Source organism: Sphingomonas sp. LHG3443-2 (assembly GCF_049896405.1).
Classification (GTDB): domain Bacteria; phylum Pseudomonadota; class Alphaproteobacteria; order Sphingomonadales; family Sphingomonadaceae; genus Sphingomicrobium.
Genome location: NZ_JAFCUG010000001.1, coordinates 2,405,498 through 2,419,874 on the forward strand (window position 1 = coordinate 2,405,498; position 14,377 = coordinate 2,419,874).

Sequence of the window (14,377 nt, forward strand, 5' to 3'; positions counted from 1 at the left end):
ATCTTTTCGCCTGCCTCTATCCGGACAAGATGACGCCTGTGCAACCCTACCGACCCGATCCTCGCATCTTGGAACTGGGAACAAGCTTCTATGATCCTGTGCGCGCGGCAAACTTTCCGGCGTGCACAGCGCGATTCCTGAATACACGCGCGGCTGCGGAAGTAGGGCTGGAGGAGACGGACTGGGCGCGGCATTTCTGCCGGTTCGAGCCGCTCGAGGGCAATCTCGATCAGCCCTTGGCGCTACGGTACCACGGGCATCAGTTCCGTTCGTACAATCCGGATCTCGGCGACGGTCGCGGATTCCTCCTCGCGCAACTGCGCGACGCACGTGGGCGGCTGATGGACCTCGGCACCAAAGGGTCAGGTCAGACCCCGTGGAGCCGCTTCGGCGACGGTCGGCTGACCTTGAAAGGCGGGGTGCGCGAGGTGCTGGCAACCGAGATGCTGCAGGCACTGGGCGTGGCGACGAGCCGTAGTTTCGCTCTGTTCGAAACGGGCGAGGAACTGGAGCGCAACGATGAGCCCTCCCCTACCCGGTCGGCAGTGCTGACACGGCTCAGCCACGGCCATATCCGGATCGGCACCTTTCAGCGGCTGGCGTTCGGCGAAGACGTGGAAGGGCTGGAGAAGCTGGTCCGCTACTGCCTCAAGCATCTTTACGGCGAGCCAGCCGATGCCGGGCCGGAGCGCTTGTTCGCGCTTGTGGTCGAGCGAACTGCCAAGCTTGCGGCGAGCTATATGGTGGCGGGCTTCGTGCACGGGGTGCTCAACACCGACAACATCAACATCACGGGCGAAAGCTTCGACTACGGCCCATGGCGGTTCGCACCGGAGTGGGATCCAGCGTTCACCGCCGCCTACTTCGACCATGCGGGGCTGTACGCGTTCGGGCGGCAGCCAGAGGCCATCCAGTGGAATGTAGCGCAGCTTGCCGGCTGTCTGGCGCTGCTGACAGACGGGCACGAGGCCTTGCAGTCGAGCCTGGAGGGCTTTGCCGGGCACTTCCATGCTGCGCTGGCGGCGGGAATGGTGCGGCGGCTGGGGCTGCCACCGGTCGGCGAAGACGAGGATCGCGCCATCGCGCGGGCGGCGGTGAAGGCCGTGGCCACCCGGCAAGTCAGCATCGACCGCTTCTTCTTCGACTGGCGCGGAGGCGGGAGGCCGGCGGGGGACGCCTATGCCGGTCCTGCCTTCGATGCGCTGGAGCATGCGATCGGCGCGCGGCGCGGTGATCGCAGTCATGCCTACTGGTCGGATGCGGAGCCCTGTTCGATGCTGATCGACGAGGTGGAAGACATCTGGGCCGCCATCGCCGAAAAGGACGATTGGGAGCTGTACGAAACCAAGATTGCCGCAATACGGCGAATGGGCGACGCCTTGACGGCGAACGCGCCCTCGGCTTCTTCCCACCCCGCATGACACTCACATCCTTCGAGCCGGCCACCGGAACCGCCCTCTGGACCGGCGAGCCCGGCGATGCCGCGGCGGAAGTCGCCGCCGCCCGCGAGACCTTTCCTGCCTGGGCCGCGCAGCCGATCACGTATCGCGCGGAGACCCTGCGCCGCTTCGCCAATGCGGTGCGGGCGCGAGAAGCGGAGTTCGCCCGGCTGATCGCGGCGGAAACCGGCAAGCCCTTGTGGGAAGCGAAGACGGAAGTCGGCGCGGTGGTGAACAAGGTCGAGATTTCGATCAACGCGTATATGGACCGCACCGGCACCACGCGGCAGGAAGCGGCGCTGGGTTCCAAGATCGCGGTTCGGCACAAGCCGCACGGAGTGCTGGCGGTGCTAGGCCCCTACAACTTCCCGGCGCATCTGCCGAACGGGCACATCGTGCCGGCGTTGCTGGCCGGCAATACCGTTGTGTTCAAGCCATCCGAAAAGACGCCCGCCGTCGGCGAGATGCTGGTCCGGCTCTACCATGAAGCCGGCGTGCCCGAGGCCGCTGTGCGGCTGCTGGTAGGGGGCCCGGAGGAAGGCCGTGCGCTCGCCGGACAGGAGGGCATCGATGGGCTGCTGTTCACCGGTTCGGCCCGGGCGGGTCAGGCGTTGCACCGGCAGTTTGCCGACATGCCGCACAAGATCCTTGCGCTGGAGCTTGGCGGGAACAATCCACTGGTCGTGTGGGACGCGGCCGATGTCCAGGCGGCCGCGACCATCGCGGTGCAGTCCGCCTATCTTTCAGCCGGCCAGCGCTGCACCGCGGCCCGGCGGCTGATCGTTCGCGACGGCGTCGCCGGCGACGCGTTGGTCAAGGCGATGCTGAAGCTGATCAATCGGTTGATCGTTGGCGAGCCCTTCGCCACGCCGCAGCCGTTCATGGGTCCGGTCATCGACAATGCCGCCGCCGATCATGTGCAGTCTCAATTCCTTGACCTGATGATCAAGGGCGGGCGGGTGATCCGGCGCCTAGACCGCCCGCAGGAGGACAAGCCATTCCTGACGCCGGCGCTGATCGACGTGACCGACGTGTCGGGCCGCCCAGACGAGGAAATCTTCGGGCCGGCGCTGCAGCTGATCCGGGTCGGCAGCTTCGAGGAGGCGATTGCCGAAGCCAACAACACGCGTTTTGGCCTTGCTGCGAGCCTGGTCGGCGGATCGCCGTCGCAGTTCGACCGCTTCTGGAACGAGGTGCGCGCCGGGGTCATCAACTGGAACAAGCCCACCAACGGGGCGCCGTCCAATGCTCCCTTCGGCGGCGTCGGTCTTAGCGGAAACCACCGGCCGAGCGCGGCGTATGCGGCCGATTACTGCGCTTATCCGGTGACCAGCAGCGAAAGCGAGATTGCCCGCGCGTCCATCACCGAGGGTCTGAGCGACCCCAACATGCTGGAAGACTAAAGGCCCAGGCGGGCCGGAGCGCAAGCAAGCGCGTCCGGCCCGCGGCCCACCCCCGGGCGGCGATCAGTGGAATTCGGGCGCGTGGCCCTCTTCCACCAAATCGGTGAACTTGGTGATGCGCGCGTCGAACTTGAGCTTCACCTTGCCGGTCGCGCCGTGGCGCTGCTTGGCGATGATCAGCTCGGCCGTGCCGTAGATCTTGGCCATCTCCTCCTGCCACGACGGCAGGTCTGGATGGTCGTCGGGCGGCTGCTTGGCCATCAGATAATAGTCGCCGCGATAGATGAACCACACCATGTCGGCGTCCTGCTCGATCGAGCCCGATTCGCGAAGGTCGGAAAGCTGCGGGCGCTTGTCCTCGCGCTGCTCGACCGCACGGCTGAGCTGCGACAGCGCGACAACGGGCACGTGAAGCTCCTTGGCCAGGCTCTTGAGGCCGCGGCTGATCTCGGAAATTTCCTGCACGCGATTGCCGTCGTTCGACTTGCCGCCACCCGACAGCAGCTGGAGATAGTCGACGATGACCAGGCCGATGTTCTTCTGCCGCTTCAAGCGCCGAGCGCGGGCGCGAAGAGCGGCGATGGTCAGGCCGGGCGTATCGTCGATGTAGAGCGGCAGGCTGTTCAGTTCCGCCGCGACCCGCGCGAATTCGCGAAACTCGTTGATGTTCATGTTGCCGGTACGGATCTGCGTGCCGGGAATGTTGCTCTGCTCGGCAAGCACGCGGGTGGCGAGCTGGTCGGCCGACATTTCGAGGCTGAAGAAGGCGACCGCAGCGCCGGCCGAACGCTCGGGCGCGATTCCGTCGGCGAGATCCTGCAACATCCGCCGTGCGGCGTTGAAGGCGATGTTGGTGGCAAGCGAGGTCTTGCCCATGCCCGGCCGCCCGGCGAGGATGATGAGGTCGGAGCGATGCATACCGCCCATCCGCGCATTGACGTCGGTGAAGCCGGTGGTGATGCCCGACAGCGCGCCGCCCGAATTGAGCGCGGCCTCGGCGATCAGCAGCGCTTCCTTGGACGCATCGGCGAAGGTCTTGACCTTGCCTTCGCCCCCGCCCTGCTCCGCGACCTTGTAGAGCTCGGTTTCCGCCCGTTCGATCTGTTCGAGCGGCTTGACGTCCTCCGACGTATCAAGCGCGCCGGTGACGAGATCGCGGCCGACCGCGACCAGGCTGCGGAGCAGCGCAAGGTCGTAGATCTGAGCGGCAAAATCGCGCGCCGCGATCAGCGCCGCGCCCGAGCCGGTCAGCTGCGCGAGATAGGACGGACCGCCAACCTGCCGCATCGCCTCGTCGGCCTCGAACAGGGGCTTCAGCGTGACCGGGTTGGCGACCATGTTGCGGTCGGTCAGGCGAAGGATCGCTTCGTAGATGCGGCCATGCAGCGGCTCGAAGAAGTGGTCCGCACGGAGCTTCAGCTGCACGTCCTCGACCAGCCGGTTGTCCATCAGCAGCGCGCCCAGCAGCGCGGCTTCGGCCTCAACGTTGTGTGGTAGCTGCTGCACCGGCGCTTCCGGGGCGCCTGCGCCAGGGTGGAGAAGGATTTCGGCCATGTCGCAGCCGCTGATACGCCTTTCCGTGATGCCGCCAAGCTGTGGATAACGTGGATATCGTGGGGTCCGCGGAAAACCGCGCGGCGGGAATCGACGAACCGTTGGGCGCACGGCTAAGCCGTTACCCATGAGCATCCTATCCGACCGCTGGATCCGCGAGCAGGCACAGAGCCACCGCATGATCGAACCCTTCGTCGAGGCACAGCGCCGCGACGGGTGCATCAGCTATGGCTTGTCGAGCTACGGTTATGACGCCCGCGTCGCCGACGACTTCAAGATTTTCACCAACGTCGATTCGGCAGTGGTCGACCCCAAGGATTTCGCCGCCAACAGCTTTGTCGACCGCAAGACCGACGTGTGCATCATCCCGCCCAACAGTTTCGCGCTGGCCCGCACGGTGGAATATTTCAGGGTGCCGCGCGACGTGCTGGTGATCTGCCTCGGCAAATCGACCTACGCCCGGTGCGGGATCATCGTGAACGTGACCCCGCTGGAGCCCGGTTGGGAAGGCCATGTCACGCTGGAATTCAGCAACACGACGCCCCTGCCCGCCAAGATCTATGCCAATGAAGGCGCCTGCCAGTTCCTGTTTCTGCAGGGCAACGAGCCCTGCGAGGTCAGCTATGCCGACCGTGCGGGCAAGTATCAGGGGCAGAAGGGCGTCACGCTCCCGCGGCTGTAGCCGCTTAGTTGAAAAAGCCGCTGAGGCCTCCGATCAGTGCAATCGCGGCCAAGGCGAGAACAAAGACTAGCAGCAAGTTGCGAAGCCGCTCGAAGCGCTGGTGGAGCAGCTGGTCATAGGCCGGCAGGTCGATGCAATAGTGGCCCGGCTGCTCCTCGTGGATGGCTCCGGCGGCGTGAAGGCGGGCGAACTGCCGTTCCTCGAAGCGATTGGCCGGCCGGAACGCGATGGAGCGGTCGGGCCGGACCGCTTCGGCCGCGAAGAAGCTATGCTGGATGTGGCGCCGTGCCCGCGCTGCCAAGGCTGCTGCTGGCGTTGCCATGTCCGCTCCCTTCCCCGCGCGCCTAGTGGCTACGGGAGAGTGAATCGGAATTGGCGGTTATGCAAGCGCCAGCCGCACGCGGATCAGGACTGCTTGTCAACCCACGCCACGAACGTATCGGCGAATCCGTCAATCAGCTTCGCAAGCCCCTTGTCGCTGACCCGGCCGTCTTCCCCGAACTTATCGGCCGAGAGGTTGCCGACATACATTTCGGGCTGCCCGAGCACGATGGCGTCGAGGTGGACTAGGCTCTGGCGGAGGTGGTGGTTGCACCCGAAGCCGCCGGTGCCGCCGGTCGACTGGGTCACCACGGCGGTAGCCTTCTTCTGGAACACGCCTTTTCCGTAAGGCCGCGAGCCGATGTCGATGGCGCTCTTGAGCCCGCCCGGCACCGAGCGGTTCCATTCGGGGCTGACGAACAGCAGCCCGTCGCAGGCCTTCACCGCCGCGCGGAAGGCGTCCCAGTCAGGATGTGCCGCGTGCTTCTCGAGGTCGGGATTGTAAAGCGGCAGGTCGTGGATCGCGATGTCGTTGAAGGTCAGCCGATCGCCGACCGCCAGCTCGATCCCGCGGGCGAGTTTCTGTGTCAGGCTGTCGGCGCGAGGCGAACCGCGGAGTACGGCAATGGTCTTGGGCATGGGATTCTGGCTTCCTAGCGCTTGCGGGATTGATGACGGATGTTGGACGGGCGGCCACGGCGGCCCATCACCGGCTTGCGGACCCGGTCGCGGCGTTCGGTCGGGCCGCGGCTGTAGCTGCCTTCCGGAAGCTCGAAGCGAAGCGCCCCGCTGACCGGATTGGCTTCGGTCAGGCGCAACTTGAGGCGCTGACCGACGCGGTAGCTTTCTCCGGTCTCATCGCCGATCAGCTGCCGTGAGGCTTCGTCGTAGCGGAAATATTCGTTTCCGAGCTCCCCGGCCGGGACCAGGCCGTCGCCGCCGAGTCCCTCCACCGTGGCGAAGAAGCCGAACGGCTGGACGCCCGAAATGCGGCAGTCGAGCAGCTGCCCGACGTGGTCTGCAAGATAGGCCGCGACATAACGATCGATGGTCTCGCGTTCGGCCTCCATCGCCCGTCGTTCGAGCATCGAGATGAGCTCGCCGATCTCGGTAAAGCGCGTCGCATCTTCGGGTGGCAGGCCGCCGTCCCCCAGCCAGTAATGACTGACCAAAGCGCGGTGGACGAGAAGATCGGCGTAGCGACGGATCGGCGATGTGAAGTGGGCGTAGGAGGGCAGCGCCAGCCCGAAGTGACCAAGCGGATCGGGCGAATAGCGCGCCTGGGTCTGGGTGCGGAGGATCTGTTCGGTGATCTCGGGCAGGAAGTCGCTGTCCCCCACCCGCTCGATGATGCGGTTGAAGGTCGACGGCTTCACCACCTGCCCCAGCGCAAATTCGAGATCGAAGGTGGCGAGGTAATCCTTGAGCGCGGTCAACTTCTCACGGCCCGGCGTCTCATGGACGCGGTACATGACGGGCGCCTTCCTGGCTTCCAGCGCCTTGGCCGCCGCAACGTTGGCCGCGATCATGAAGTCTTCGACCAGCTTGTGCGCGTCGAGGCGTTCGCGCGGAGCGACCGACATGATGCGGCCCTTCTCGTCGAGGACGACCTGCCGCTCGGGCAGGTCGAGCTCGAGCGGTTCGCGCTTCTGGCGGGCGGCGTAGAGCGCGGCCCAGCAGTTCCACAGCGGCTTTAGCGCTTGCTCGACCAGCTCGGCGGCGACCGGACCCTCGATCTCGGGCATCGAACAGGGCGAGGACGCAACCTCGACCCGCTCTTCACTGGTAGCGTCGATCGCACGCTGGGCGTCCTCGTAGGCGATGTTGGCGGCGACGCGGATCAAGGCGCGGGTGAAGCGGTGCGCCTTGAGCGTGCCATCGGCCCCGACGTGGAGGTGGCAGGCGAGCGCAGCGCGGTCTTGCCCTTCCTTCAGCGAGCAGATGTCCGACGAGAGCTCGTGCGGCAGCATCGGCACGACGCGATCGGGAAAATAGACGCTGTTGCCGCGGCGGCGAGCTTCGCGATCGAGCGCGCTGCCGGGGCGGACGTAGAAGCTGACGTCGGCAATGGCGACGATGGCGTCCCACCCACCATCCTCGCGCGGGCTGGCCCAGATGGCATCGTCATGGTCGCGTGCATCGGCGGGGTCGATGGCGACGATCGGCAGGTGGCGGAGGTCTTCGCGGTCGGTTCCGAGCGGCGTCTTCGACACCTCCTGCGCTTCCTCGATCACCTCGGCGGCGAATTCGTGGGGAAGCCCGTGCTTGTGGATGGCGATCAGGCTGAAGCTGCGCGGGGCGAACGGGTCGCCGAGAACGGCATCGACCTTCGCCGAGACACGCGGCGGACGGCCGGAGGGTTCGGCCAGCACGAGGTCGCCGACCTCAGCCTCGCCAAGTTCGGACAAGGGAAGCTGGCGGCGTTCGCGCTTGTCGACGGGCTTCAGCCACTTCTTGCCGTCCTCGTCCTCGTGGACGACGCCCAGGATGAGGTCGGCTGAGCGCTGCAGCTTCTTCATCAGGTGCGCGACATGGCCCTGCCCCCGCTCCTCTGTGCGGGCGAGGATGCGGTCGTTGAGCGCCAGCGCCGAGCGGCGGCCTTTCTCGATTACGCGCAGCTTGGGAGGTGGTCCGTCGCCCTGCCAGTTGTCGGGAACGGCAACCGCCTGCTCCTCGACCGCGACGATGCGCAGCACGGTGACACGCGGCACGCCGCCCGCCTTGTGGAAGGCGCGTCCGGGGGCGCTGTCGATCAGGCCTTCGTCGGCCATGTCCTTGAGCAAGGCTTTCAGCGCGATCTTGTCATGGCCGTGAAGACCGAAGGCGCGGGCGATCTCGCGCTTTCCCGCGGGCTGGCCCGACTGCTGGATGAAGTCGAGGATCTGCTTGGGGCTCGGGAGGCCGGTAGAGGCTGGCTTGCGGGGCATTCGGGTCCTTAGGCGGAAGTAGCGGCCTCAGCCGCAAGAGCAGCGCGCCGGGCGAGATGATGTTCCCGCCAGACGATGACGAGGCCGCTTCCGATGATGATCGGCGCGCCGAGCCAGACGGCAGCGGACGGGAGTTCGGCAAAGAGCCACAGCCCAAGCAGGGTCGCCCAGAGCAGGCTGGTATAATCCATCGGCATCACCAGCGCGACGGGTGCGAGGCGAAGGCTCGCGGTGAGGGTCAGCTGTGCCAGGCCGCCGGCCAGCGCCATGCCGGCAAGGATCGCAACGGTCCCAGCGTCATGCGGCCGCCCGAAGTGGAGCATTAAGAGGCCGAGTGGGACCAGGCTGCTGGCGGCAAACCAGAAAACGGTGGTGGACGCACGCTCGGTCCGTCCAAGCTGGCGAATGACAATGGTGACGGCCGCGGTGAGGCCGGCGGCAACCAGCGCCACTGCGGCACCGTTAAGCGGAACGGCGCTGGTCCCCGGGTGCACGATCAGCAGCACACCGATGAAGCCGGCCACGACCGCGCTCCAGCGCCAGCGGCCGGTCGCTTCGCCCAGCACCAGCGCCGCCAGCACGGTGGAGAAGATCGGAACGGTGAAGCCGATCGCTGTGGCTTCAGCGAGCGGCAAGAGCAGGATGGCGAGGAAGTTCATTCCCATGGCCGTGAGGCCGAGCGCCATTCGTCCCACATGCGCGCCCACCCGCTTGGTGCGCAGCGAGGCGAGCCCCGGTCCGGCCATGACCAGCCCGGCGGCACAGACCACCGAACCGATTTGCCGGTAGAAGAGCGATTCGATCACCCCCACGCCGCGCGTTCCGGCAAGCTTCACCAGCGCGAACATGACCGCCAGCAGCAGCGCCGTCAGCAGGCGCAGCAGCACGCCGGCCAGCGGGCGCTGCGCTGCCGGACGGTCGGTCTGCTGGGCCCTCATGCGGGCGGGTGCGGGTGGATCACCTGGTTTCCGGCGCGACGTAGGGCTTGAACGCGCCGCCCGGCACCGCACTGGCGACCGGGCTTTCCCACCCATCCTTGCTGACGGAAGAAACGCCGAACACCCAGTCGTCGACCCGGATGCCCTTCAGCACCGATTGCTTCTGCGCCCCTTCAACCCGGCCCATGGTGGCATTGTTCGACGGGCGATTGGGGTTGGACGCCGCGCCGGCGGCCGGCTGCTCGGGAGCGATCACGGCATCCGTCACCGTGCCCCCGCTCTTGGTCCAGTTGTTCTCGTCGGTCCGCCGCCAATGCACCTTGTAGGTGGGCACGCCGGCGAGCGGCGCCCAGTTGATGGTTGTGTCGGTGCTCACCGCGCCCTGTGCGACCGGCGCGGGTGGCGGCGGTGCATTGGCGATCGCCATCAGCGCGGCGACGTTAAGGCGGACGATCTTGGCGAGATAGGGGAAATCCATCTCGTCGATGGTGTCGCCATACTTCTTGCCGTTCTCGGTGCGCAGGTCCTGGTGCTGGTGATCGTAATCCTCGACCGAGACCGAAAAGCGCACGGCGGGGAAGCCGGCATTGAGGAATTCGGTATGGTCGCCGCCGCGGCCGAAGCGATCGTTGCGCCACACCTGCCGAACGTCGAGCCCGATCTGCGGCAGCCGTTCGGCGAGGCGATCAAGGAAGCGGCTGATGTTGCGGCTCGGGCTGTCGTTCTCCCCGCCAAGGCTGCGCTGCGCAGCGGCGAGCGCCTCGCGGCCCTGCCAGCGCGGCCCTTCGGAGAAGACGCGAACGGTTTTTGCGTCGCACACGCCGTCGGAGCCGCAGCTGTTGCCGATGATGTCGTTGTTCAAGTTGGCGACGACGTTCCAGCCCTGCGCCTTGGCATAGTCGGACAGGATCTTGCCGCCGAGCAGGCCCTGTTCCTCGCCCGACAGCACGCCGTAGACGATGGTCCCGCCGAACTTGCCGCCACGCAGCGCGCGGGCGGCTTCGAGGACCGCGGTGGTGCCCGACCCGTCGTCATTGGCACCTGGCGCATCGCTGGTCGCGTCCATGACGTCGGTGACGCGGCTGTCGATGTGCCCGGTGATGATCACCACGTCGTTGGGCCGCTCGGTCCCACGCTGGATACCGACCGCGTTACAGACACGGGTCGGGCTCGGCACGCGGCGACCTGTCACCGTGTCGCAGGTCTGCAGCGTTTCAAGGCCAAGCTTCTTCAGCTCCGCTTCCGCCCAGCGCACCGACGCGCCGATCCCGCGTCTGGGATCGGTCTGGCTCGACAGGGTATGGCGCGTGCCGAAGCTGACCAGCTTGGCGACGTCGGCACGCAGGCGCGCTTCGCTGACCTTACCGGCAGCGGCCATCATCTGCTGCTCGGGCGTGGCAGCTGATGCCGCGGTGCAAAGCAGGAAGGTGGAGACGGTCAGCGCCAGCGGCTTCAGCATCGAAAACTCCCAAGATCATGCGGTCGGCGGAGGGATTAGGTGTTTACCTGAACCCGGTCTAGGCTGCCGCGGTTCATAACTGGGGGCAGTAACATGACAAAGGTGCGGTGGGCGTTCGCGGCAGGTGCGTCGCTGAGCGTGATCATGGCGGCGACAGCCGGTGCGCAGACCCTGCCGCCGATCCTCACCGGGGCACCGACCGCCGCGGCGGTAACCACCCGCTGCAACGAGCTGCTGACGCTGAGCGCAGGCCTGCGCAAGCAGCTCGAGGCTCCGGGCCAGACTGCCACCGCCCTTCAGCAATTCGACAAGCTGCTCGAGGTGCTGATCGGAGCATCGGGCGAAGCCGGGCTCTACCGCGAGGTGCTGGTCGACGACGCTGCCCGCAACGCCGCGCAGGATTGCGAGGTCAAGGTCGGAACGGAATTCAACGCGGTCAGCCTGTCGCGTCCGATATACGACAAGCTCAAGGCATTGCCGCAGCCTAACGACCGGTCGAGCGCTTTTTTCCTGCAGCGCACGCTTCAATCCTTTGAGCTGTCAGGCGTCGCACTGGACGGAGACAACAGGGCGGAAGCGCGCAAGCTCGCTGATCGCATTTCGGAGCTGTCCACCACCTTCCAGGCCAACATTCCGAAGGACCGACGGACGATCTCGGTCACCCCGGCCGAGCTCGACGGCCTTCCGTCCGACTACCTTGCCGCTCACAAGCCGGGCGCGGACGGGCGGATCACGCTCAGCACCGATGGGCCCGATTACTTCCCGGTCATGACCTACGCCAAGAACGCTGCCCTGCGGGAACGTTACATGCGACTTTATGGGCAGGTGGGCCACCCGGCCAACGATCCTGTGCTGCGCGAGCTGATCGATACCCGGCTGGCTTTTGCGCGACTGATCGGGCGGCCCGATTACGCCACGGTCGATTTCGAAAGCCGTATGCTCAATACGCCGGCCAAGGTCGAAGCGCTGCTGAGCGAGATGGCAGCGGCGGCCCGGCCCGCGTCGGCCGGCGATTATGCCAAGAAGCTCGCCGTGCTGCGCCAGATTGATCCGCAGGCAACGGCGCTGCGGCCGTGGGACAACAGCTACCTGACGCCGATCGTGCAGAAACAATCCTATGGTTTCGACCGGCAGGAAGCGCGGCGCTACTTCAGCTATCCCAAGGTGCGCGACGGGCTGTTGCAGCTGAGCGAGGATCTGTTCGGGGTCGAGATCAAGCCGTGGCAGACGTCACTGTGGCATCCCAAAGCCGAAGCTTACGAGATGTTCGAAGGCGGCAAGCTGATCGGCCGCTTCTACCTCGACATGCACCCACGCGCGGGCAAGTACGAGCATGCCAACGTGGTTCCGGTGCGGCAGGGTATCGGCCGGCAGGTGCCGGTGACCGCGCTGGTGATGAACGCGCCCGACGGCCTGATGGAGCATGAGGATGTCGTCACCTTTCTCCACGAATATGGCCATCTGCTGCACGCCATCTTCGGCGGCCAGAACCAGCGCTGGGCGGGGCAGAGCGGGATCGCAACCGAGTCCGATTTCGGAGAGGCCCCCAGCCAGATGCTGGAGGAATGGGTCTTCGACTATGACACGCTGGCCAAGTTCGCGACAGACGAAGCGGGCAAGCCGATCCCGAAAGCGCTTGTCGACCAGATGAACCGGGCCCGGTACTTCGACGTCGGCATGCAGGACATGCGCCAGCTCGGGCTCAGCGAGGTGGCGTTGCGCTTGTACCAGGGGCCAGCCCCCGCCGACCTCGGCGCCGCGTACCGCAAGCTTCGCAACACCTATGATCCGATCCCCGTCGCCGACTGGTCGCAGGGACAGGCGAGCTTCACCCACCTAGCCGGTTATGGCGCGAGCTATTACACCTATCGCTGGTCCAAGGTGATCGCGGACGACCTGTTCACCCGCTTCGCCAAAGAAGGGCTGCGCAACAAGAAGACCGCGGCGGATTACCGCCGGCTGGTGCTGGCGCCCGGCGGCACCAAGCCGGCGGCCGAGCTGGTGCAGGATTTCCTCGGCCGACCGATCAGCACAGACGCCTACAAGGCGGAGATGGCCAAGGCCGCGCGCTGACCGACCCATTGGCAAGGGGCGCGGACCGGGTCTAGGGGAGCGGCAACCCCCTTCCCTAGTCAGGACGCGTGCCCATGCTTCGTCAGATCGACCATTTCATCGGAGGAACCTCGGTTGCGGCCGGGGAGCGCAGCGGCGAGGTGTTCAACCCGTCCGCGGGTGAAGTGCAGGCTAACGTTCGCCTCGGCACCGCCGCCGACCTCCAGAAGGCAGTGGATGCTGCCAACGCCGCCCTGCCCGGCTGGGCCGCCACCAACCCGCAGCGCCGCGCCCGCGTCATGTTCAACTTCAAGGCCCTGGTCGAGAAGAACATGGACGAGCTCGCCGCAACGCTCGCCAGCGAGCATGGCAAGGTGATTGCCGACGCCAAGGGCGACATCCAGCGGGGGCTCGAAGTGATCGAGTTCGCCTGCGGCATCCCCCACGCGCTGAAGGGCGAGTACACCCAAGGCGCCGGCCCCGGCATCGACGTTTATTCCATGCGCCAGCCGCTCGGCATCGGGGTGGGCATCACCCCCTTCAACTTCCCGGCGATGATCCCGATGTGGATGTTCGGCGTCGCCATCGCTTGCGGCAATGCATTTATCCTGAAGCCCTCCGAGCGCGATCCGAGCGTGCCGGTGCGCCTTGCCGAGCTGATGAAGGAAGCGGGCCTGCCCGACGGCATCCTCAACGTCATCCACGGTGACAAGGAAATGGTCGACGCGATCCTCGACCACCCCGACGTCAAGGCGATCAGCTTCGTCGGCTCCTCCGATATCGCGCAGTATATCTACTCTCGCGGCACCGCGAACGGGAAGCGGGTGCAGGCGTTCGGCGGGGCCAAGAACCACGGCATCGTCATGCCCGACGCCGACCTCGACCAGGTGGTGAGCGATCTGACCGGCGCGGCGTTCGGTTCGGCGGGCGAGCGCTGCATGGCGCTGCCGGTCGTCGTGCCGGTCGGCGAGAAGACCGCCGACGCGCTGCGCGAGAAGCTGATCCCGGCGATCGAGGCGCTGCGGGTCGGCGTGTCGACCGATCCCGAGGCGCATTATGGCCCGGTCGTCAACGAAGCGCACAAGAAGCGCGTTGAGGACTGGATCCAGACCTGCGTCGACGAAGGCGGAGAACTGGTGGTGGATGGCCGCGGCTTCACCCTGCAAGGTCACGAGAAAGGCTATTTCGTCGGCCCGACCCTGTTCGACCATGTGAAGCCGCACTTCCGCTCATACCAGGAGGAGATCTTCGGGCCCGTCCTGCAGATCGTCCGCGCTGCCGACTTCAACGAAGCGGTGCGCCTGCCGAGCGAGCATCAATATGGCAACGGCGTCGCCATCTTCACTCGCAACGGCCATGCCGCCCGCGAATTTGCGGCGCGCGTGAATGTCGGCATGGTCGGCATCAACGTGCCGATCCCGGTGCCGGTCGCCTACCACACCTTCGGCGGGTGGAAGCGGTCGGGCTTCGGCGACACCAACCAGCACGGCATGGAAGGCGTGAAGTTCTGGACCAAGGTCAAGACGGTGACCGCACGTTGGCCCGACGGCGGCGTCGGTGACGGCGGCAACGCCTTCATCATCCCGACCATGGGCTAAGGCC

At 66.3% G+C, this 14,377-nt stretch carries 11 protein-coding genes; 5 read left to right on the forward strand and 6 right to left on the reverse strand.

What is annotated here, in order from left to right:
• Positions 1 to 29: 29 nt before the first annotated feature.
• Together ACP69Z_RS12055 and astD are read left to right on the forward strand one after the other, a co-directional pair.
• A complete protein-coding gene (locus ACP69Z_RS12055) occupies positions 30 to 1,421 on the forward strand; it encodes a protein adenylyltransferase SelO family protein (RefSeq protein ID WP_426267719.1) in 1,392 nt (463 codons plus the stop codon).
• Positions 1,418 to 2,842, forward strand: coding sequence for a succinylglutamate-semialdehyde dehydrogenase (gene astD, locus ACP69Z_RS12060; RefSeq protein ID WP_426267720.1), 1,425 nt, complete (start codon positions 1,418 to 1,420; stop codon positions 2,840 to 2,842). The genes ACP69Z_RS12055 and astD overlap by 4 nt, the downstream gene beginning before the upstream one ends.
• Positions 2,843 to 2,905: 63 nt before the next feature.
• Here astD and ACP69Z_RS12065 read toward each other — a convergent pair whose 3' ends face one another.
• Positions 2,906 to 4,396: a replicative DNA helicase gene (locus ACP69Z_RS12065; RefSeq protein ID WP_426267721.1), complete on the reverse strand. Its 1,491-nt coding sequence runs from the start codon at positions 4,394 to 4,396 to the stop codon at positions 2,906 to 2,908.
• 127 nt (positions 4,397 to 4,523) lie between these two features.
• On the opposite strand from ACP69Z_RS12065, the gene dcd reads away from it, so the two are divergent.
• Positions 4,524 to 5,078, forward strand: coding sequence for a dCTP deaminase (gene dcd, locus ACP69Z_RS12070; protein ID WP_426267722.1), 555 nt, complete (start codon positions 4,524 to 4,526; stop codon positions 5,076 to 5,078).
• Positions 5,079 to 5,082: 4 nt separating this feature from the next.
• On the opposite strand, the gene ACP69Z_RS12075 is transcribed toward dcd, so the two are convergent.
• The 5 genes from ACP69Z_RS12075 to ACP69Z_RS12095 form a co-directional block, all read right to left on the reverse strand.
• A complete protein-coding gene (locus ACP69Z_RS12075; RefSeq protein WP_426267723.1) occupies positions 5,083 to 5,400 on the reverse strand; it encodes a hypothetical protein in 318 nt (105 codons plus the stop codon).
• Positions 5,401 to 5,483: 83 nt separating this feature from the next.
• A complete protein-coding gene (locus ACP69Z_RS12080; RefSeq protein WP_426267724.1) occupies positions 5,484 to 6,038 on the reverse strand; it encodes an NADPH-dependent FMN reductase in 555 nt (184 codons plus the stop codon).
• Between the two features lie 14 nt (positions 6,039 to 6,052).
• On the reverse strand, positions 6,053 to 8,326 hold the full coding sequence (gene rnr, locus ACP69Z_RS12085) for a ribonuclease R (RefSeq protein WP_426267725.1): 2,274 nt from the start codon (positions 8,324 to 8,326) through the stop codon (positions 6,053 to 6,055).
• Between the two features lie 8 nt (positions 8,327 to 8,334).
• Complete coding sequence (locus tag ACP69Z_RS12090) at positions 8,335 to 9,264, reverse strand: DMT family transporter (protein ID WP_426267726.1); 930 nt, start codon at positions 9,262 to 9,264, stop codon at positions 8,335 to 8,337.
• Between the two features lie 19 nt (positions 9,265 to 9,283).
• Positions 9,284 to 10,723, reverse strand: a complete 1,440-nt coding sequence (locus tag ACP69Z_RS12095; RefSeq protein ID WP_426267727.1) for a M28 family peptidase — start codon at positions 10,721 to 10,723, stop codon at positions 9,284 to 9,286.
• 93 nt (positions 10,724 to 10,816) lie between these two features.
• Between ACP69Z_RS12095 and ACP69Z_RS12100 the strand changes: the two genes are divergently transcribed.
• Both ACP69Z_RS12100 and ACP69Z_RS12105 read left to right on the forward strand, forming a co-directional pair.
• Positions 10,817 to 12,796, forward strand: a complete 1,980-nt coding sequence (locus ACP69Z_RS12100) for a M3 family metallopeptidase (RefSeq protein ID WP_426267728.1) — start codon at positions 10,817 to 10,819, stop codon at positions 12,794 to 12,796.
• A gap of 74 nt (positions 12,797 to 12,870) precedes the next feature.
• On the forward strand, positions 12,871 to 14,373 hold the full coding sequence (locus ACP69Z_RS12105; protein WP_426267729.1) for a CoA-acylating methylmalonate-semialdehyde dehydrogenase: 1,503 nt from the start codon (positions 12,871 to 12,873) through the stop codon (positions 14,371 to 14,373).
• The last annotated feature ends 4 nt before the right edge of the window (positions 14,374 to 14,377 follow it).